Origin of the sequence: Arthrospiribacter ruber (genome assembly GCF_019343195.1) — a bacterium.
Classification (GTDB): domain Bacteria; phylum Bacteroidota; class Bacteroidia; order Cytophagales; family Cyclobacteriaceae; genus Arthrospiribacter; species Arthrospiribacter ruber.
This window is the reverse complement of record NZ_RPHB01000004.1, coordinates 274297-293920: the sequence shown is the minus strand read 5'-3', so window position 1 is coordinate 293920 and position 19624 is coordinate 274297. Positions and strand designations below refer to the sequence as shown.

17 protein-coding genes are annotated in these 19624 nt (G+C 39.8%); 9 read left to right on the top strand and 8 right to left on the bottom strand.

Annotated features, from left to right (window positions below; translation table 11 throughout):
- Positions 1 to 170: 170 nt before the first annotated feature.
- Positions 171 to 734, bottom strand: a complete 564-nt coding sequence (locus EGN73_RS10110) for a hypothetical protein (protein ID WP_219289028.1) — start codon at positions 732 to 734, stop codon at positions 171 to 173.
- Positions 735 to 897: 163 nt separating this feature from the next.
- Positions 898 to 4437, bottom strand: a complete 3540-nt coding sequence (gene smc, locus EGN73_RS10105) for a chromosome segregation protein SMC (protein ID WP_219289025.1) — start codon at positions 4435 to 4437, stop codon at positions 898 to 900.
- A 232-nt stretch (positions 4438 to 4669) separates the two neighbouring features.
- Between smc and EGN73_RS10100 the strand changes: the two genes are divergently transcribed.
- From EGN73_RS10100 to EGN73_RS10085, 4 genes are all read left to right on the top strand, one after another.
- The gene (locus tag EGN73_RS10100; RefSeq protein WP_219289022.1) at positions 4670 to 5224 is read left to right on the top strand and encodes a hypothetical protein; all 555 of its coding nucleotides are present in this window, start codon (positions 4670 to 4672) and stop codon (positions 5222 to 5224) included.
- Positions 5225 to 5357: 133 nt separating this feature from the next.
- Positions 5358 to 5855, top strand: coding sequence for a QcrA and Rieske domain-containing protein (locus EGN73_RS10095; protein WP_219289019.1), 498 nt, complete (start codon positions 5358 to 5360; stop codon positions 5853 to 5855).
- Positions 5852 to 6397 (top strand): YceI family protein, encoded by a 546-nt coding sequence (locus EGN73_RS10090; RefSeq protein WP_219289016.1) that lies wholly within the window; start codon positions 5852 to 5854, stop codon positions 6395 to 6397. The genes EGN73_RS10095 and EGN73_RS10090 overlap by 4 nt, the downstream gene beginning before the upstream one ends.
- Complete coding sequence (locus EGN73_RS10085; protein WP_246611537.1) at positions 6394 to 7263, top strand: DUF5777 family beta-barrel protein; 870 nt, start codon at positions 6394 to 6396, stop codon at positions 7261 to 7263. The genes EGN73_RS10090 and EGN73_RS10085 overlap by 4 nt, the downstream gene beginning before the upstream one ends.
- A 1-nt stretch (position 7264) precedes the next feature.
- On the opposite strand, the gene EGN73_RS10080 is transcribed toward EGN73_RS10085, so the two are convergent.
- Positions 7265 to 8836, bottom strand: coding sequence for an ArnT family glycosyltransferase (locus EGN73_RS10080; protein WP_219289014.1), 1572 nt, complete (start codon positions 8834 to 8836; stop codon positions 7265 to 7267).
- Positions 8837 to 8889: 53 nt separating this feature from the next.
- Between EGN73_RS10080 and EGN73_RS10075 the strand changes: the two genes are divergently transcribed.
- Positions 8890 to 9804: a helix-turn-helix transcriptional regulator gene (locus tag EGN73_RS10075; RefSeq protein WP_219289012.1), complete on the top strand. Its 915-nt coding sequence runs from the start codon at positions 8890 to 8892 to the stop codon at positions 9802 to 9804.
- 311 nt (positions 9805 to 10115) lie between these two features.
- Here EGN73_RS10075 and EGN73_RS10070 read toward each other — a convergent pair whose 3' ends face one another.
- From EGN73_RS10070 to pxpA, 5 genes are all read right to left on the bottom strand, one after another.
- Entirely contained in the window at positions 10116 to 11627 is a 1512-nt protein-coding gene (locus EGN73_RS10070; RefSeq protein ID WP_219289010.1) for a DUF4301 family protein, read from the bottom strand.
- A 162-nt stretch (positions 11628 to 11789) separates the two neighbouring features.
- Positions 11790 to 12476, bottom strand: a complete 687-nt coding sequence (locus EGN73_RS10065) for a CPBP family intramembrane glutamic endopeptidase (RefSeq protein ID WP_219289008.1) — start codon at positions 12474 to 12476, stop codon at positions 11790 to 11792.
- Positions 12473 to 13297, bottom strand: coding sequence for a 5-oxoprolinase subunit C family protein (locus EGN73_RS10060; RefSeq protein ID WP_246611536.1), 825 nt, complete (start codon positions 13295 to 13297; stop codon positions 12473 to 12475). Before EGN73_RS10060 ends, EGN73_RS10065 begins: the two co-directional genes overlap by 4 nt.
- A gap of 37 nt (positions 13298 to 13334) precedes the next feature.
- The gene (pxpB, locus tag EGN73_RS10055) at positions 13335 to 14045 is read right to left on the bottom strand and encodes a 5-oxoprolinase subunit PxpB (RefSeq protein ID WP_219289005.1); all 711 of its coding nucleotides are present in this window, start codon (positions 14043 to 14045) and stop codon (positions 13335 to 13337) included.
- Positions 14042 to 14749, bottom strand: a complete 708-nt coding sequence (gene pxpA, locus EGN73_RS10050; protein ID WP_219289003.1) for a 5-oxoprolinase subunit PxpA — start codon at positions 14747 to 14749, stop codon at positions 14042 to 14044. Before pxpA ends, pxpB begins: the two co-directional genes overlap by 4 nt.
- 139 nt (positions 14750 to 14888) lie before the next feature.
- On the opposite strand from pxpA, the gene EGN73_RS10045 reads away from it, so the two are divergent.
- The 4 genes from EGN73_RS10045 to EGN73_RS10030 all read left to right on the top strand — a co-directional run bounded on the left by EGN73_RS10045 (position 14889) and on the right by EGN73_RS10030 (position 19523).
- Positions 14889 to 15401: an acyl-CoA thioesterase gene (locus EGN73_RS10045; RefSeq protein WP_219288999.1), complete on the top strand. Its 513-nt coding sequence runs from the start codon at positions 14889 to 14891 to the stop codon at positions 15399 to 15401.
- A gap of 383 nt (positions 15402 to 15784) precedes the next feature.
- Complete coding sequence (locus EGN73_RS10040; RefSeq protein ID WP_219288996.1) at positions 15785 to 16372, top strand: FimB/Mfa2 family fimbrial subunit; 588 nt, start codon at positions 15785 to 15787, stop codon at positions 16370 to 16372.
- Positions 16373 to 16538: 166 nt separating this feature from the next.
- Positions 16539 to 18056, top strand: a complete 1518-nt coding sequence (locus EGN73_RS10035) for a M20/M25/M40 family metallo-hydrolase (RefSeq protein WP_246611552.1) — start codon at positions 16539 to 16541, stop codon at positions 18054 to 18056.
- A gap of 306 nt (positions 18057 to 18362) precedes the next feature.
- Positions 18363 to 19523: an acyl-CoA dehydrogenase family protein gene (locus tag EGN73_RS10030; RefSeq protein WP_219288991.1), complete on the top strand. Its 1161-nt coding sequence runs from the start codon at positions 18363 to 18365 to the stop codon at positions 19521 to 19523.
- Positions 19524 to 19624: the final 101 nt, after the last annotated feature.

The following is a 19624-nucleotide window of genomic DNA, read 5'->3' as shown; positions in this document are numbered from 1 at the left end:
TATCAGCGTAAAAGTTAGTCAATCAAATTTTAAAAGCCTAGTTTTTATTCGTTTTTAACAAAAAATATTTCGGTGAAATAAAGAGTAAATTATAATTTGATTTAAATATATCCATATACACAAATGGGGGCGTTTTTGCCCCCTTTTGTGAAAAAAAAGTAAATTCAGGTTTACTTTTTTATTTCATTCAAGACATCTTTGGCGCCATCAACACTGGAATTTAATGCTGTTTTAACGGTTTCCACTGTTTCTCCACCAATCTCTTTAGCCGCTTCAAGCGCAGCAATAATGGCATCTTTGGCAGCAGCTACTGAATCTCCTCCAACTTGCTTGACGCCATTGACAGCTCCTTTCACCGCTTCAACAGCGACCTCTGCAACGTCTTCACCCAAGTCTTTGGCAGATTCAATTGCTTTTCTAACACTTCCTTGGACAGCATCTTTCTGACTCACACCTGAATCCATAGCCCCTTGAATGGTGCCATTAACGATGCCTCGCACTGATTTTACAACCGAAACACCAACATCTGCTACACCCTGAAATGCTCCTGCTACGATCGAAGCAGGTACCTGTAGTCCTTTTACTACAAGCTCGCCAGTTCCTCGCAGAGTAGTGACAGCAATATCTTTAACTGAGTTTGCCAAAACACTTCCAGTGTCCGCAGTGCCTTTTAAAGTAGCTTTAACGCCACCTTTAATGCCATTTACAACATTAGAAATAATAGGTACTCCCATAATTTTTGTTATTTTTTGGTTTATGATATATAAAATTGTCCAAAAATTATGCAAAAATCAGGTACATATATTTTATGTAAATTTCAAACGGAATTTTGTGTTTAACACTTAACTTAAATGGTAAGAATGTCCTTTTAAGGTGTTTTTAACAAAGTGAACATGTTTATGCTAACTCCCTTAGATCAACAGGCACCACCCTGGATACACCTGCCTCAATCATAGTAATCCCGTAAATGATGTCCGTGCTGGCCATTGTACGTTTATTGTGGGTCACAATGATAAACTGGGATTCTTTGGAAAAGGTCTGGATGATGTTGTTGAACTTATCAATATTGGCATCATCCAAGGGTGCATCCACTTCGTCGAAAATACAGAAAGGTGCTGGCTTTAGCAGGTAGATAGCAAAGAGTAGGGAAGTAGCGGTCAAGGTTTTTTCTCCTCCTGACAGTTGATTGATAGTCAAAGGCCTCTTTCCTTTTGGCTTGGCCATGATTTCTATGGCACTTTCCAGAGGATTATCCGGATCCAAAAGTGTTAAATCACATTGATCTTCTTCGGTAAACAGAGACCGGAAGACCTTGATGAAATTTTCCTTGATTTTGCCGAAGGCATCCAAAAAGGTTTCCTTTGCCACCTGATCAATTTCTTTGATGGTCTCCACTAAGGAGTTTTTGGCTTTCTCCAGATCTTCTTTTTGAGCTAAGATAAAGGTATGTCTTTCCTTGATCTCATCATAAGCTTCCATAGCCATAGGGTTGATGGGACCTATTTTTTCCAATCTGTCTTTGGCTTTCTGGACAATACTTCTGATATCTTCCTCATTCAATTCCAGATATTCGGCATCCACTTCCGGATTTTCCTCCATGAGATGATCGAGGTCAATTTCAAATTCCACACTCAGGCGTTCCTTTAGACTTGCCAGCTTGAGTTTTACCTCATTCATGGTCTGCTGCATCTCCTGAATCAGGGTGTCAAGGGATTCTTTGCTTTTTTGTAGCTCTCTGATTTGCTTGTCGGCGGTATCTATTTCTCCACGAAGAGCATAATAGTCTTTTTCAGCTTCATTGACACCTTTTTCTATGCCTTCTTTTTCTGAGTATAACTCTATCAGTTCATCGTCTTTGATTTCATTGTTGTCGATCAGAGAGCGGACTTCCTGATCTGTGACCGAAAGTTCATTTTGGGACTTTTCTATTCTTTCCTTACTGCTTTCGAATGCCGATTTCTTGAATTCTATTTCCTGGGTAAGGCTATTGACCCGGTTGACCTGCTGATGGTAAAGTATATTTTCCTGGTTGAATGCCTGAGATCTCTTACTCAACTCTTCACTTTCTTCTTCCAGTATGCTGTTAAGCTGTTCCTGTTCTTGTTCTACAGCTTCAAAAGCTGATCTCTCTTCTTCTAGCGATGGTCCTATTTCTTCCAAACTGGATTGTAGGTTTTCGATTTTTTCCAGAATATCCTCTTTTTTATTGGCATTGGAATCCAGCAATTCGGCAAGCTGTTCCTTCTTGGTTCTGATGGATACATATTGCTGATTGACTTCATTGATCTCTTGTTGAAGTTGTTCGATTTCCTTTTTGTAACTCACTTCCTTGAGTTTGAGAAGATCAGTTATCTTGGTATCCAGATTGGATCTTGTCCCGGATACTTTTTTGTTGAGATCCTTGATTTCTTTTTCAAGTTTTTCCAGGTTTTTGGCCCGACCTATCCTTTTACCTTCAAAAAGACCGACAGAACCTCCTGAAATGCTGAATTTCCTCTTAGTGAATTTTCCACTTTCAGTGATGAAAATTGCGCTGCTGTCCTCTGGAAAATCCTTGTATTCTCCCTTGACGATGTAGGTATTGTCCAGAATGAAGCTGATCAATTTCCCGTATTTTTCATCATATTCGATTATTTCCGTGGCTGGAATGGCATTTGGGAAAAGCTTGGTTTGCGTGGGTTGAAACTTCTTGAAATGCTCCAATACGAAAAAGTTGGCTTTTCCTTTCGCTGCATCGCTCAAAAGGTTGACCGCAGAAATGGCCTGTTCCTCTGTCTCTACCACATAGTAGTTCATATAGCCTTCCAGGTAGTTTTCTATCGTTACCCTGAATTTGTCCTCTGTGGTCAGAATGTCGGAGAGAAGGGGAGTATCTTTTCCCCAAGAGGAATTTTTCTTAAGAAATTTGATGGCTTCAGGAAAGCCTTCAAGGTTTTCCACCAATGATTTGGTGAGGTTGAATTCATTTTGCTTGGCATCCAATTTTCTGGAAAGCTGCGTCACCTCTTCCCGGATCATTTCAATGATGCGGTTGGTTTCTTCGATTTTTTGGGACTGATCCTCTTCTTTGGATTTGAGTGAATTCAGCTTTTCTGTATGAATGTCCAGTTCATCTTTGAGGATTACGATTTTTTCCTCAAAATCAGCCAGACTGGCCTCTTGGGAATTGTCATCTGAAGCGGTTTTTTCAAGTTCCTGCTTGAGTGTGCTAAGCTGAATCTGTTTTATTTCCTGATCTTTGGAGAGTTGATATACCTTGTCTTTCTTCTCAGCGTAAGAGCGGTTGGCATTTTTTTGTTTTTCCTGAAGGTCATTCAGTTGGAATTTCTTGGACTCGTAGTCCCTTCTCAATTCCTCTACTATAAACTCTTTTTCGGCAAGTTGCTTTTTGGCACTTTCTACTTCCTGCTCCAATGACCTGATGCTGAATCCTGCCCTGTCATTTGACTTTCGGTCAATTTCTATTTGTTCACGGAGTTTCTGGGCTCTGTCTTCCAAAAACCGCAACCTTTCGTTTTTGATTTTTTTGTCACTTTCAAATTGCCGGATTTTATTCACATGCTCATTCAGGGTTCTTTGCCTTGAGGAGAGCAGTTTTTCCTTTTGGATCAGATCGGCTTTTGCATTTTCAAGCAAAGCTTCTTTTTCTGCGATTTTTGTATTGATTTCCAGTTTCTTGTCATTTTCCAGTTCTATTTTTTTATGGATGGAAATCAGTGACTCACTTTGTCTGCTGACCGATTTTTTGGCAAGATTGATGGATGCTTCTTTGTACTCTTTTTTGATTTCAAAATACTTGGCGGTTTGCCTGGCTTGTTTTTCCAGGCTTTTGAGGTTTTTTTCAATTTCATAGAGCACATCTTCGACCCTTTCGAGATCAGCATCGGTATCCTCGAGCTTCCGCAATGTTTCCTTTTTTCTGGTCTTAAATTTGGAAATTCCTGCCGCCTCCTCGAAAAGGTCTCTTCTTGAGTTGTTTTTGTCATTGAGAAGCTCATCAATCATCTTCAGTTCGATGATGGCGTAGGAATTGGAGTTGATTCCCGTGTCCATAAAAAGGTTAGTGATGTCCTTCAATCGGCATGCTATGCCATTAAGAAGGTATTCACTTTCACCACTTCTGTAATACCTCCGTGTGATGGTGACATGGGTGAACTCTGTGGGCAGTAGGTTTTTGGTGTTTTCAAAAGTTAGGGATACTTCGGCCAAATTGGTAGGCTTACGGTTTTTGGTACCGTTGAAAATCACATTCTCCATTTTATCTGAGCGCAGCATCCTGGTCTTTTGTTCTCCCAAGACCCAGCGTATGGCATCGACCACATTTGATTTACCACAGCCATTTGGCCCTACGACTCCAGTAATTCCTTTGTCAAAATGGATCACCATACGGTCTCCAAAACTTTTAAAACCTTTTATCTCTAGCTTACTCAGCAGCATCCTACAGCAAATTGAAATGGATTATCGAACAAAATTAATCCAATTGGTAAATTAACCAAGTGAATGTAAAAAGGGCTTTGAATATCAATGGTTTATTCTGAATACCAGATTGATTTTATTTGAAATTTGCTTGCTTTTTGAAACAATTAATCAGTCCTTGAATTTAAATAAGCAATATTTTAAAATTTTCGTACAAAAGATTATTGTGTATATTTAACATCAAAATTTTACTATGGACGCAGGGAATATCATTTATATCATTGCCATAATTATCTACTTTATCTACACTGCCCTCAAAAAAGGAAAAGGTCCGGAAGATATAGATGAACCAAGTGCTCCACAGGACGAAAGACCCCGCAGACAGACTTCTTTCGAAGATCTCCTTAAAGAAATCAGGGAAGGACAAAAAGAGCGGGAACGTGATCTGGAACAATCAGGTCAGGGCGAGACGCTAGAAGATCAAGCCCAAAGACAAGAAAGAAAAATTGAGCGAAGAACTCCGGAACCTGTGTATGAAGAAAGAAACTATGAAAGACCGGTGGCTAATCAGCCCAAAGCGTTTCAAAAGTTTCAGGGTGAAGTAAAGGCACAGGACAAACCAAAGCTAAAAACACTTGATGAGCAGGTTTCCTTAGATGCAGAATTGGAAGGGTTGAAAGCTTCCATTGAAGTAGAGGAGTTGGAGGATAAAGTACAGGTCAACAGGTATAAGTCTCTTTTGAAAAACCCTGAAACTGTGAAAGATGCTGTGGTGATGAGTGAAATTTTGAATAGAAAGCATTTTTGATTCTCGTTTTTTCCATATTTGAACTCAAAATTTTTCAGTTCATTTACAGGCAAAAACAATGATTTGTATTACATGTTTCTTTTTTTGAGAATTCAGATAATCTGGAGATCACACCTCACTCGTACATGTAACCATGAAAGGAATCCCAACAATCAAAAGTGGACAGCTCTCTTCTCAAAGAAGAGACTTTCTGAAAAAATCAGGCTCCGTCGCCATAATGTCAATGTTCGGCATAGGATTTTTCACCTCTTGCTCAGAAGATGAAGAGCCAATGATGAATGACAATCCACCCGAGAATGGTGGAAACGCCATCACTTTTGCAAATAACATTATAACAGTAGATCTTGATAGAGCGGAAGCTCTGGACAGGGCAGGAGGTTGGGCACTTGTAATTGAAGCGCGTGCGTTGATCGTGAATGTTGGTGGTGGCCGCTTCAATGCCCTTACCTCCGTCTGTACCCATTCGGGATGTGATAGAAATTGGTCCTACAACAATGATGTCTTTATATGCAGCTGTCACGGTTCCAGGTTTTCCAATGATGGAGCAGTTTTACAGGGACCGGCCCTGACACCTCTCAGGACATTTCCAGCAAATGTAGAAGGAAGGACTTTAACCGTAAATGTCTCATGAGACATTTCATTAATCTTCTTTTTGTATTAATATTTTGTTCTACAAATGTTTTCGGTCAAGAGTTTCTTACTGAAGATGGATCAGTAGTTTTTCTTTCCAAAGCTCCAATGAATGAGTTTGAAGGAAAATCCAATAAGCTTCAGGGTCTTGTGGATCTTAACAAAAATCTTTTGGACTTTTACATTGACCTTAATACCCTTAAAACAGGAATAGGTTTGAGAGATAGGCACATGAGGGAGAATTATCTCGAAACTAACAAGTTTCCTTATGCCGAATTTACAGGGAAAATAGCCGAAGGCCCTGAGTTGAAGCAAGGTGAATCAAGAAATGTAACTGCAAAAGGGAAATTCAAGATTCATGGAGTTGAGAGGGAAATCGAAGTTCCTGGGAAAATCAGAAAATTAAATGATAGTTTCTTGGAACTAGAAGCAGAATTCAAGGTATTGCTTGGCGATTACAAAATAGATATACCTAAAGTAATGTTTTATGAACTGTCTGAAGAACAGACTGTCACTATCAAGGCCAAACTGAAGAAGAAATGATGAGAAAGTTGCTGATCACCCTATTGTTGACTTTTGCCTTTGTTTCAGGCTCAATTGCCCAATTAGAAAGAAAACCTGCGAATGAAAGTCAGGAAGTAGACCTGATTTTTCATGCCCCTAGAAGTATCAATCTTTTCACGGTGGAACCTGTAGATGAGAAAACCTTGCATTTTGCCATTATGCATACCTTTGGGACTTTGGATGGAGGTATACAGAACCTTTTTGGTCTGGATAATGGTGCCAATATCCAATTCAGTTTTGAGTATGGATTCAATGACAGGTTTTCCCTTGGTATGTCCCGTCAGAGCAGGGACAAAATGTACAACTTATACGGAAGGTACCATCTCTTGAAGCAAACACAAAATGATAAAATGCCCCTCTCTGTTTCTCTGATGGGTGCCGCCGGTGTAAATTCGTCAAATTATCAGTTTTTGAATGAAGCCAATCCAAACTTCATGGAGAGAACTAGCTATGCCTTTCAGCTGATGGCGGCACGGAGATTTTCGGACAAAATCAGTCTGCAGGTAAGTCCCATGATGGCTTACTTTACCGATCCCAATCCAATATTCCTGATCGAAGGAGATCAAAACTTATACCTAGCTCTGGGTTTTAGTGGAAAGTTTAAGATTACAGGAAAATCTTCCATCACCTTGCAATATATCCCTAACTTGAACTCTGATCTTAGAAGCAATCTTGGAGTGGGGATTGATTTAGAGGCAGGGGGACATGTGTTTCAGATGTATTTTGTGACTTCACAGGCACTAAATGATCAATATCTGTTGGCTGCCGGAAATGGTGTTCCGGGAGAAGAATTTCGCTTGGGCTTCAATGTGAACAGGGTTTTTGCTACAGGTAAAAGAAGGTAATTCAGGGTCTTTTTTGAAATTTACTGATTTTGATCCAACAGTCCTCCTGTACCAGCTCTTCCTCAAAACCCAGCTCTTTGGCCAGGTGTTGAAATTCCTTTAAAAATTCAGCTTCCTCCGGGTAAGCGTGAAGGTAGTATTTGTATACAAGCAAGCGAAATGAACTGCTGTTTTTCATTTCTTCCTCTTGAACTGTCTCAATGTTTTTCAGTGCGTCTCCTTCACTTTTTGAAGAAGATATGATCCAGTTTTTTCCAAAAAAAACAAATGAATTGATATATATTATATTCTGATTATCATTTTTTTGTATTTCTTTATTTAAAGTTGATTTGAAATGAGTGTAATTCTTGTTTTGGTACTGGTAATAGATGCTGTAATTCACAGGTATGATCAGAAAAACTAAGATTGCCCATACCGATTTTTTTTTATTGAGTACCATAAAAAAAACAAGCGTAAATGCCGCAAGATATGCTCCCATTTTCCAATCATTTATAAGTAAGCTGATCGTCAAGCCCAAAATAAATAGAAAGAGTAAAGGGGTTTTGTATTTCTTCCATCTGTCCGAACCATAGGCGATCAAAACACTTGCAGGTGGTATCAGAATAATAAGGTGCCTTGGGTTGAGGTGAATAGGATTGTAAAAGCCGAGGCTGGTGCTCATAAACCAAAAGCATAGCAATAAGCTCAGTAATGCAAGACCCATTTCAAGGAAGAAACTGGCTTTTGTTTGAAGTGCTTTAATGATCCCCGGGACAGCCAAAACAAGCCAAATCCAATACGATCGCTCCACAAAAGTAATCAAAGGAAGATACGTCAGACGGGCGAGCATGACTTCCGTTCCTTTGTCTGCAAAGGTGTATTCTGAAATGTAGTACCCCTCATCCAATGTTCTAAACCTTGCAAGAAAATCTCCCATAATTAACTGATAGGAAATAAAATAGATCATCAATACTGCAAAAGAACTTAAAGTAAAATAGGCATGATAAGTCAACTTATTTTTTACCTTCCAATCAAATATGAAAAGTAGTATTGGCATGGGGATCATATACACCATCAATTCTTTGGTGGAAAAACCCACAATGAAACATATAGCCGCTAAGATGGCCATAACTAGCGGATATTGATGTCTTTTGGAAAGTGAGACCACCAATAGGCATATCCAAAATGCCAGTAAAGTATCAGGATAAACTTTATTGATGAAGTGCAGCATAAACACATGGGAGCAGAAAAAAAGGGTAAACCAAATTCGCTCTTTTTGCCCTGCCACTTCTCTATAAAGCAGGATAAAGGTGGCATACACAAAAAGTAGTGAAGCCAATGAACCTATACGATCAGAAAATCCAAATAGGTATGTAAGCCATCCAGAAACCAAATATGCGCCCCACCTATGACCAAATAAGCTGTTATCGGGAAAAGGCTCTTCGCTCCAAAAGCTTTTGCCAAATTTCAGGTAGGTAACATCGTCCGTAAAAGTAATCCCGTCATATCCCAACCACCAATAGAGGAAAAGGAAGAAGAGGCCACTCAAAAATGAGGGTTCATGCCAGAATGATTTTGGGACATTATGTGTCAATTGCAATTAAGTTGATGCTTAAATGTACTATCTTTTGGCTTTAAATCTTCATTATGGCAAAGGCAAATACCATCGAGCAACAAAAAATTTTAAGGGTTTTCAAGCTGATTAACCTTCTTAAGTCCAATATAGGTAAGAATGTACATAAACTGGCTGAGACTCTGGAGACAGATACGAGGACCATTTACCGGTATTTTAAATTGCTGGAGGCGCTTGGGTTTGATATAGAGAAAAAGCATGGCAAATTCAGGCTGGTAGATAAGGTAGGCAGTCCAGATGAATATGCCTATGGCACCTTCAGTGAGGAAGAAATCCTACTGATCAATGAAAAATTGGGGAAATCTTCTGACAAAAACCTGCTTAAAGATTCCATTCTTAAAAAGATCAACATCCGCTCAGATTTCAATCAGAGCGTCAATCAGCTTTTCAATGCGCGCTTGGGCAGGTTTGTGGACATGCTTTCCAGGGCCATCAAGGACAATAATCAAGTCTATCTTAAGGATTATTATTCTCTCAGTTCGGATTCAGTGTCCGACCGTCTCATTGAACCGGTTCAGTTCAACAAAAATTATGATGCCATTTACGCGCTGGAGGTAGAATCCAAGGAGATGAAAATTTTCAAAATCGAGAGAATAGGAGAGGTGCAACTTACTTCCAAACCTATGAAGCATCAGTCACTGCATCAAAAGCTGGAGCCGGGATTATTTGGTTTTTCGGGCAAAAGCCAGTTTGCCGTCAAACTTAAGTTGAGCAAAAAAGCTTACCAATTGATGATCGAGGAATTTCCGGATGCCAAGCCACATACTTATGTGAAAAACCGGAAACTGTATTTTTTCGAAGGAGAGGTGCCCCAATTGCCCGGACTGGCAAGATTTATTTTAGGACTTCCGGGTGAAGTAGAGGTATTAGAGGGCGAGGAGTTGAAAGAATACCTTAAAGAACAAGTTCAAAAACAGCATTTTGATTAAAGGATATTTTTTGGTTTGGAGTGATTTTCAACATTTTTAAAATGAGTTTTGATGTAGATAAAAAGTAAAAAACATATCAGGAGAAGAGATTGAGCAAGCTCTTAGGCAAATAAGCCATGAATAAGGGCACCATTCAAAAATCCCCGCCAAAAATGATTCAGGCGGGGAATGATTGAGGGAAATTTGTGATACACGGTAATGAGAAAAGCTAAATTCACTACCCAAATCTGATATAGGAATGATAGATACTTCAAAAGTTGATTAGTGGTTCTTACACTTTCAGCAAAAGAATTTTTCTATTTTTCATTCAATCATTGATGTTCATCCCGAAGGAGGTCATTGACGGTTTTCACAGGGTTGAAAGTAATCAAAGGTACTTCCACAAAAACTGTATTCCAACCGGCCATGGCACCATTCCAAAGCCCTGGCAGTTCCAGTGCTTTTAGTTCTCTGCCACTTTTCGATTTTTCAGTGATAAATCCTGTTCTCATGTCCCTGAATTTCAATAGATCAAACTTATTGCCTTCGAAATCCTTGGTAGCACATGCCAAGTCTACTGGATTAAAGTGAGTAGATTCCTGCATGATTGTCTTTTGGCTGGCATCACTCAAATCTATCTGTGCCGTCTCAGCAATCTGCAAACTCACAGAACCATCATCTTCGCTTACCCAGAATGGACCACCGCCAGGTTCTCCCGTATTTTTCACCATTCCACAGACGCGTAATGGTCGGTTCAATCTCTGCTTTAGGTATTTTACCTTTTCTTCATAGGGAAGTTCAGAGTATTTTGAAGGCATTTTTCCGCCTAGTTTATCTGTAAAAGTTGCTGCTGCTTTTTTCAAACTTTCTTCATCAGGAAATGCTGTAAGGCCTTTCAGGGCTTCAAAAACCGCCTCTTGAATTTCCAATAAAAGTCCTCCAATGGCAATTTTATAAGACTTGGTGGTCGGTTTGAGCCTATCAGGAACTACATTATCAATATTTTTAATGTAAATCAGGTCTGCATCTATCTCATCCAGATTTTCTAACAATGCACCATGACCTGCCGGACGGAAAAGAATACTTCCATCTTCTTCCACAAAAGGCTCGTTGTCCATAGTGACCGCTATGGTGTCGGTGGATTTTTTTTGCTGGGAATAGGACACTTCAAACTTTACCCCGAATTCTTTTTCCAACTTGGGCTGTATCGAGGCAACTTCCTCTTTAAATTTTGACTCATGTTCGGGAGACACTGTGAAATGTAACCTTACGGTATTTCCCTCTCCCAATCCATACATAATTCCTTCTATAAAATGCTCGTATGTGGGTGTTCTGTCGTGGTCATCATAATGATGGAACTTTAACAAACCTTTGGGCAAGTGTCCATACCCGAGACCTTCATCATTGAGCAGGTGGGACACGATCTTTTGATATTCCTTATTTTTGATTGCTTCAGAGATACTAGATCCTGAATTTTTCAGACTTTGATCCAGATCTCTGTAAAAGGCAAACTTTTCTATGTGCTCAATGAATTTCTGTACAAAAGCGCTTTTGGTGATATCTCCATCACCTTCTAAAAATGCGAAAAGGTCTTTGAACATACGCGATGCTGCACCGCTGGCAGGGACAAACTTCACTACTTTTTTATTTGCAGCTTTATCAGGATAGCTTTCCTGTAGTTTTTCTATTTTACTTTGATCCAAAGCCAAGACCCCGTTGCCCGGAGTAGCTGCTTCCACGATGGGCAAATAGGGAAACCCGTTTTTAAAATGATTCAATTGTTCTTGTGCTTTCTCAGGGGACATTCCCTGATCTATTATTTGCTTCTCAAGCGATGCATTCATGGTTTGGTCAATTAAGGTTTAAAAACTTCAATATAGAAATTGATCGGCTTTTTATAAAGCCAATCTTTAAAAAAGAGGCCAATTCAAGTGGAATGGGCTGATATTTTTTGAAATGATTGATAAAATGCCAAAAGGGGAAAATACTTAGTTCATCAACAAGCTTTATAAACCCAAATAATCAATCGCAAATACAGCTAGAGCATTGTTGGTAGCATGTATCAATACAGCATACCAAAACCCAAAACGTATCCTGACAATTCCAAAAATCACCCCTGCGATAAGCTGCGGTAAAACTGCCAATGGATAATGGTAATAGGAGATCATGTCAAGATCAAAATTGCTGAGGTGGACAAATCCAAATAGGAGTACAATGATCCAAAACAAGTGCTTTTTGTACTTCAAAAAACCAAACAGAAACCTGCTGTAAAAATACCTATCATTTAGCTTTATGCCTATGGTCGCCCATGCAATCAAAAAAGCAATTGCCAGGTATTTGCTGAAAAAAAACATGGTTAGTGACAATAAAAAAATGGAGACGTTCCATCTTCCTCTGGAAAATTTCAGAATTAGACGGAAAATCGGTTCTTCCAATAAAGGAGCCATGATAACCGCTGTGATTATGGCTTCCATCAGCCCATTTTCCATAATGTCCGTGTCAGCCTCTTCAATAATGGGGAAAGCCCAAGCTATCAATTCCCAAGAACTGAACCCTAAAAGGATATCCAAAGGAGCCCAAATCAGCAAGACCAAAATGACCCTGTGGGTAGGTTTGTGTTTTGATCTTTTCAAAAAATCAGTTTTTGGAAGTTCCTTGATATATAGAACTTCCTCCTTAAAAATGGACTTCATGTCAATAGTTTAAAATTAATCTTTTCCTTAGGTTTCTTTTGTGAAAGTACATTCAGGGAGGTGTTCTCTACCTGCAGGATTCTTGGATAGCCACCGGTTACCTGAGCATCTCTCATCAGAATGATCAATTTTCCGGCAGGTGTGAGCTGAATTGTTCCAGGATAAACAGGAGAGGTTAGAATAGGCTCCAGTTCATGGGCAATGACTTCCTCTAGCTGATAGGCCATCCTGTTGACCATGTCTGAAATTCGGAAAGCTTTGTGAAGGATTCTGTTGTGCAACAAATCAGGTAATTGGTCCCATTCCGGACCAGGGTATACCTTGAGGGTGGATACCCTAAACCAATCAGACCTTATTTTGGCTTTGGTTTCTACAGGTGGATAATACCGGTCAGGTTCAGAAAGGTAACAAAGGCTATCTCCCTTTATAATTCTATCTCTTGAGGTGATTCCAGGATACCAACTTTTGCTTCCGGCTACTGACTCAGATTCAAATCCTCCTTGAATACCCATATACGCCCACTGTCCCTTTTTTATTCTTTTTACCACTACATGGTCTTCTGGCTGTATTTCTATGACCTCACCATATTTTACAGGCTTTTGATTGAGTAATACCTCCGTTTCAGCTCCTGCAAATACGATCCTTGTTTCACTTTCAAAAACCATTTCAGGACCAGTTCCGGACATTTCCAGAACTGCAGCATCTTTAGGATTTCTCAATATAAAATTTACCTGCGCAACAGCATATCGATCCATAGCACCTGAATAAGGAATTCCATACTGGGCCTGTCCAAATCTTCCAAGGTCCTGAACACTGGTCATTAAACCTGGTTGGGTAAATTGTATGTAAGCAGGTAGTTTAATCATGTGACCAGTTGAATTCTCCCTTGTTGACCATAGCTTTTATTTCCTCATACTCTATTATTTCGACAGATCTAAATCGGACCTTGTCACCAACTTGAGGCATCACGGGAGGGTGTTGATGAATATCAAATAGGGGGAGTGGACAGTTACCTATCACATGCCAGCCACCCGGACTTTCATTTGGATAAATTCCCGTTTGATATCCACCGATGGCAACACTTCCTGCTGCTATAGCCCGGTCAGGATTTGATTTTCTGGGGGTAAATAATGTATCATCCAAGCCCCCTAAATACATAAATCCCGGAATGAATCCATAAAAGTATAGAAGGTATTCCGGTGTGGAATGCCGAGAAATGATTTCTTCTATTTCCATTTGATGTAGTTTGGACAAAGATTCCAGGTCTTTGCCCATTTCTTTGGAATAGCAGACAGGAAGTGTCCATGTCTTTGAGGAAAAGGCGGTCTGATCGAGCTTGATGTTTTGGATTTCTTCCAGAAGTTCCTCCGCATCCTGTTTACTCATGTCCAAGGAAAGTTTGAGCGACAGACTGTGATATCCCATCCGGATTTCCTTGATTCCATCAGCATATTGATTTTCCAGAAAAGATTTGGTGACGATCATTTCATGGAGAATCTTAGGAGAAATTTCCTTTTGCCAGAATATTTCGACCAGCTTTTGGTGAATGTGTTTAATGTGGATGTTCATATAAAAAAATGGTTTCTGATTGCTTGAAGTATGGGGAGGGCGGAAGGGTTGTCGCCATGTATGCAGACCGTTTCAGCCTCTACAGGAAGTTGCTTTTTGGATAAGGTCAATATGCATTTTTTATCTACAATCCATTTCAGGTGATCAATCACTTCTGTGGGATCGGTCAGCAATGCTTTGGCCAGCTTTCTGTCTGTAAGGCTTCCATCGTCCTGATAGGTTCTGTCCGCAAAAACTTCCCTGTCGTAGGGGATTTGATAAGTCTTGGCCAGATTTTCCACCACGGAATTGGGAGGACAATAGACCTTGGTACTGTGATATCTTTCTTTTATAAGAGTCAAAAAAGTATCTGCGGTTTTTTCATCTTTGGCAGCTAGGTTGTACAGTGCTCCGTGTAATTTAATATGGTGCACGGTTGTGCCAAGATGATGAGCTGATTCAAAAAACAGGTCAAGTTGATCGATTAGAGTATTTTCAAGTTGAACTGAAGTCAAATTGAGGATTTTCCTGCCAAAGTTTACCTTGTCAGCAAAAGATGGATGAGCTCCGATTTTTACCCCATGGCTTTTGGCGAGCTTGATGGTCATTTGAACGGTGGATTTATCTCCGGCATGACCTCCGCAGGCTATATTGCAGCTATTCAGATAAGGCATGAGTTCAGGATCGTTGGTCAATCCTTCCCCGAGATCACAATTGATGTCCATCAGCTTTTCTTTTCAATGGATTAAATTATACAAAAAAATATTTGAAACTGGATTTTTAAGAAAGATTCCGTTCAAATTTTCATAAATGGCCTTCATTCGCCTTGAATTGACTAAATTTGAATTAAAATGTTGAAAACCTATGTTTGAATTCAATCCACAAAAGCATTATCCAAAAGAAACCGAAAGCAGGGTGGTGATCCGGTTTCAGGACTGTGATCCTTTGCAGCACCTTAATAATGCTAAATATTTTGACTACTTTTTTAATGCAAGAGAAGATCAGGTACCAAAGCTCTACGGGGTAGAAATGTATGAGATGATACAGAAATACAAAGCCGCCTGGGTAGTGTACAATCACAATATTTCCTATGTCAGACCAGCTAGAGTAGGTGAGTGGGTAAGGATTAAAAGCAGGATTTTGTGGTACAATCACAATACAGTAGTTTTAGAGTATTACATGACTGATGATACCGGAAAAGAATTGAAGACCGTCCTCTGGACAACCATGCGATATGTTACGATCAAAGAAGGAAAATCAACAGAGCATCAGGGTGCCATTTTAGATTTTTTGAAAGCGACATCTGAAAACCTGGATATCAACAGTCTTTCGATTTCCCAAAGAGTAAAAGACCTTAAGGCCAAGCTTTCGAGTTGAAAAATTGACAAATCTGCTCACTTGAGAACAGTACCTGTACGGAATTGTACAGGTTTTTTTTGAGCAATTCATTTAAGGAAAAATTTATCAAAAAAGTAGAAAATTAATTTTTCAAAAATATTCAAGAACAATGCAACCTTTTTTAAAGTGGATTTTTAACAAAAGAGGTAAAAACTGTCCGTTTTCCAGACGTATTTTTGTACGAGTGATCTGAAACTGATACAATTGAATGACTTTTAGGTATTATATTCAAAATATTGGTTTATAGAGTTTTAAGAATTTTTTAAATCAGGATCTTCAATCTGTTGGGGAAAAGAGGTCCTGTGATTTTTTTGGTATAAAAGCTGAATATCCACCAGTACCAACTCAAAACTCACACAATTATGAAAACATTCATCACACTCGCATTAGCCGCTACAATAGGATTAGCCAGCTTTGCAAACGCTTCAAATGAAAATGCATCTGCTTTGTCTTCCATCAAAACAAAGGACAACAAAGTAAATGTTTACCTCAAGGAAGGAATGGGAAAGGTAAAACTTGCCATTTTGGACCAAGATGGGAAAACCTTGCACAGTCAAAAAGTCAATGTCAAAACCGATCTTAAAGTCCCTTATGATCTTTCTCAGCTCCCAGCAGGAGAATACCATGTGCTTGTTCAGAGCAATATCAAGGAGAACAATGCTGACTACACGGTATACACTGTGGAAAAAGAAGAAGCGCCAGCAGTTTATCCTTTGATGGCTTATGGGAAAACTTTGGACAACTCTTCAGTACAGTTAACTGTAATTGGTTTGGAAGAACCGGGAGTAGAAGTCAGGATCATGACTCAAAAAGGAAAACTTCTTTTCAAAGAGTATATCGATGAACCTAAGGCATTTGAAAAGGTCTATAGACTGGAAAAAATAAATGCTGAAGATGTAAATATTCAATTAAAAGACCAAAAAGGAAGAACAAAAAGTCTATATTTCTGAAAGCTTCCAAAAGCCAAGTAAAGCCTCTGCCATTGATCTGGCAGGGGCTTTTTTTGTAAGCTATTTATATAAGTGGAATGTATAACTATAATTTTTTTCACATTTTTGGAATTCAGAATAATTCAAAACCCTTTTTAAAAATATGATTCATTACAGTAAAACATGCATGTACTTGCTTGTGGCCTTGTTTTTCACTTTCTCTGAGGCGGCATTTGCCCAGGATAAGGTTGATTTGGAAATGGTCCACAAGATCAAAAATGAAGGGATAGGAAACTCCCAGATCCAAGACCTTTCTTTCCATCTTACGGATTACCTTGGCCCGAGGCTATCAGGTTCCAGCAATCTGAAAAATGCGCGTGAATGGACTGCGGAAAAATTCAAAGAATGGGGATTGTCCAATGTCAGAATAGATTCTTATGGGGATTTTGGCCGGGGATGGGATGTGAAAAAATCCTACATCGCCATGAAAGATCCTTACTATGCACAAGTGATAGGCTATCCAAAAGCTTGGACCGATGGCACAGACGGATTGGTGGAGTCTGAGGTCACTTTATTGGAAATCACTTCAGAAGAAGATTTTGACAAATACCGTGGAAAACTAAAAGGGAAAGTGGTCATCACGCCGGCCAATCTGAATTCAGATCCTGCTTTCGAGGCCGAGGCTAGCAGATTGACCGATGAGCAATTGGAAGCCAGAAAAACCGTTAGCATTGGTGGTGGAGGCGGACGTTACACCCCTGAGATGCTCGCGCAACTAAGGGCTCAGAGGGCTTTGGACCAGAAGCTTACCCAATTTTTGTTGGAAGAAGGAGTAGCTTTAAGACTCACAGGCACCAGAGGAAATTTTGGGACAGTATTCCACACTAGAGCTGGCTCTTTTAGCACGGATAAACTTCCCACTGTCCCGGAAATGGAAATTGCTTCAGAGCATCACGGCAGGATCTACCGCCTGCTCAAAAATGGCTACCCGGTCAAAATTGAAGCGGAAATCCAAGTAGAATGGTTGGATGATGATTACAAGGGATACAACGTGCTTGCCGAAATTCCAGGTACTGACAAAAATCTGAAACCTGAGCTGGTATTGCTTGGTGGTCACTTGGACAGTTGGCATGCCGGAACAGGTGGCAATGACAATGCTGCAGGTGTAGTGGTGATGATGGAAGCGATCAGAATTCTGAAAGCACTGGATTACCAACCAAAGCGTACTATCCGCATCGCCTTGTGGGGTGAGGAGGAGCAGGGCCTATTTGGTTCCAGAGGATATGTTCAAAAATATGTAGCTGATAGAAATTCCAAAGAGAAAAAGGCTGAGTGGGATAAAATCTCAGCTTATTACAATTTGGACAATGGTTCCGGAAAAATTAGGGGGATCTACCTCGAAGGAAATGACATGTTGGTTCCTATTTTTGAAAAATGGTTTGAGCCTTTTCACACAATGGGCGCAAAGACCATCACCACAAGAAACACCGGATCTACGGACCATGTGGCTTTTGATGCTGTAGGGGTTCCTGGATTTCAGTTTATCCAAGATCCAATAGATTATGGAAGAGGCTATCATACCAACATGGACGTTTATGAAAGGATGCAGTTTCCTGATATGACCCAGGCGGCGGTGATCATTGCTTCAATGGTGTACCATACAGCAGAGCGGGCAGAAAAGCTGCCACGGAAAGCTTGGAAATAGGGGCTGAAAAAACAGGGATATTCGGAACTTTGCCACTAGCAATTGAAAAAACCGATTTTGCATAAATCCGATATTGATTAGTATCGGATTGATCTAGGCCCTTATTTAAATTGGTTAGTGGTCTAATTTCGGATTTACATATTAAATATTAAATGAAAAGAGAGGCCAACTAATATGGCCTCTCTTTTTGTTATACAAAATATATATTGGAATGAGCTCATGTGTTTTGTATATTTCGAATCATATTTTATAAAAATATAAGTTTTACTTAATTTAAATTTTGAAAAATTATAAACCCAAATAAATATGTACGCTGTAGTCAGGACAATTTTCAACGAAGAACATGAGATGTTCAGGCAATCCATAAGAGATTTTATTGCCCAGGAAATTACACCTTATAATGCCGAATGGGAAAAAAATAAGATGGTATCCCGAGAATCCTGGAAGAAATTAGGAGAAAACGGTTTTCTATGCCTTCAGGCCCCAGAGGAATTTGGAGGTATGGGTCTGGAAGATTTTAGATACAATGCCATTTTTGTCGAAGAGTTGGGCCTTTCAGGATGTTCAGGACCAGCCATCGGATATCCTTTGCACAGTGATATTGTATTTCCCTATTTGCTTCATTACGGTACAGAAGAAGCAAAAAAGAAATACATTCCAGGCATGGTTTCGGGAGAGCTTATTTCAGCGGTAGCCATGACTGAACCTGGTGCTGGTTCTGACCTTCAGGCCATCAGATCCACGGCCGAGGACAAAGGAGATCATTATGTAATCAATGGGTCAAAAACTTTCATCACCAATGGCTACCTCTGCGATGTGGTGGTCGTAGCTGCTAAGACGGATCCTAGTAAAGGGGCTAAAGGAATCAGTTTGTTTATCGTGGACAAGGATATGGAAGGATTTTCCAAAGGAGTTCCTTTTGAAAAAGTAGGCCTACATGCCCAAGATACCTGCGAATTGTTTTTTGAAGATGTCAGAGTACCTAAAGAAAACCTGTTGGGAAAAGTTGGGGAAGGATTCAAATATCTCATGACCGAACTCGCCCAGGAAAGACTGATTGTAGGGCTGGCTGCATTGGCACTGGCAGAGTCGGCTTTTTTATCGACAATCGAGTATGTCAAGCAGAGAAAAGCATTTGGAAAGAGCATTTCAGATTTTCAAAATACCAGGTTCAAACTGGCGGAAATGGGAGCAAAACTGGAGCAGGGCAGAATTTATGCTGATCAGCTTGTAGTGCTTCACAACCAAAAAAAGGTAGACTCAGCCATGGCATCTTCTGCCAAGTACCTTTTGACCGAGCTTCAATGTGATGTTTCTGATGAATGTGTACAGCTTCATGGCGGTTATGGTTATATGTGGGAATATCCGGTAGCAAGAGCATTTGCTGACGCCAGGGTGCAGCGGATTTATGCCGGTACCAATGAAATCATGAAAGAACTGATTACAAGAAAACTGCTTTTGGACTAGAAATTTGCAGGATTTTCACAAAATGGCACTTTTTCTTTAGGGGAAAGTGCCATTCTTTTTTTAAACAAAGTATATTACTTTATATTTATTCATAGTAAAAA

Excerpts from the sequence above, each read along its gene's own strand:
- EGN73_RS10060 (WP_246611536.1), bottom strand. The coding sequence starts at position 13,297 with ATGACCAGTGTTCAGGACCTTGGAAGATTTGGACAGGCCCAGTATGGA.
- EGN73_RS10095 (WP_219289019.1), top strand. The coding sequence starts at position 5,358 with ATGAAAGGAATCCCAACAATCAAAAGTGGACAGCTCTCTTCTCAAAGA.
- EGN73_RS10035 (WP_246611552.1), top strand. The coding sequence starts at position 16,539 with ATGTACTTGCTTGTGGCCTTGTTTTTCACTTTCTCTGAGGCGGCATTT.
- smc (WP_219289025.1), bottom strand. The coding sequence starts at position 4,437 with ATGCTGCTGAGTAAGCTAGAGATAAAAGGTTTTAAAAGTTTTGGAGAC.
- EGN73_RS10070 (WP_219289010.1), bottom strand. The coding sequence starts at position 11,627 with ATGAATGCATCGCTTGAGAAGCAAATAATAGATCAGGGAATGTCCCCT.
- EGN73_RS10085 (WP_246611537.1), top strand. The coding sequence starts at position 6,394 with ATGATGAGAAAGTTGCTGATCACCCTATTGTTGACTTTTGCCTTTGTT.
- pxpB (WP_219289005.1), bottom strand. The coding sequence starts at position 14,045 with ATGAACATCCACATTAAACACATTCACCAAAAGCTGGTCGAAATATTC.
- EGN73_RS10040 (WP_219288996.1), top strand. The coding sequence starts at position 15,785 with ATGAAAACATTCATCACACTCGCATTAGCCGCTACAATAGGATTAGCC.
- EGN73_RS10045 (WP_219288999.1), top strand. The coding sequence starts at position 14,889 with ATGTTTGAATTCAATCCACAAAAGCATTATCCAAAAGAAACCGAAAGC.
- EGN73_RS10075 (WP_219289012.1), top strand. The coding sequence starts at position 8,890 with ATGGCAAAGGCAAATACCATCGAGCAACAAAAAATTTTAAGGGTTTTC.
- pxpA (WP_219289003.1), bottom strand. The coding sequence starts at position 14,749 with ATGGACATCAATTGTGATCTCGGGGAAGGATTGACCAACGATCCTGAA.
- EGN73_RS10110 (WP_219289028.1), bottom strand. The coding sequence starts at position 734 with ATGGGAGTACCTATTATTTCTAATGTTGTAAATGGCATTAAAGGTGGC.
- EGN73_RS10090 (WP_219289016.1), top strand. The coding sequence starts at position 5,852 with ATGAGACATTTCATTAATCTTCTTTTTGTATTAATATTTTGTTCTACA.
- EGN73_RS10065 (WP_219289008.1), bottom strand. The coding sequence starts at position 12,476 with ATGAAGTCCATTTTTAAGGAGGAAGTTCTATATATCAAGGAACTTCCA.
- EGN73_RS10030 (WP_219288991.1), top strand. The coding sequence starts at position 18,363 with ATGTACGCTGTAGTCAGGACAATTTTCAACGAAGAACATGAGATGTTC.
- EGN73_RS10100 (WP_219289022.1), top strand. The coding sequence starts at position 4,670 with ATGGACGCAGGGAATATCATTTATATCATTGCCATAATTATCTACTTT.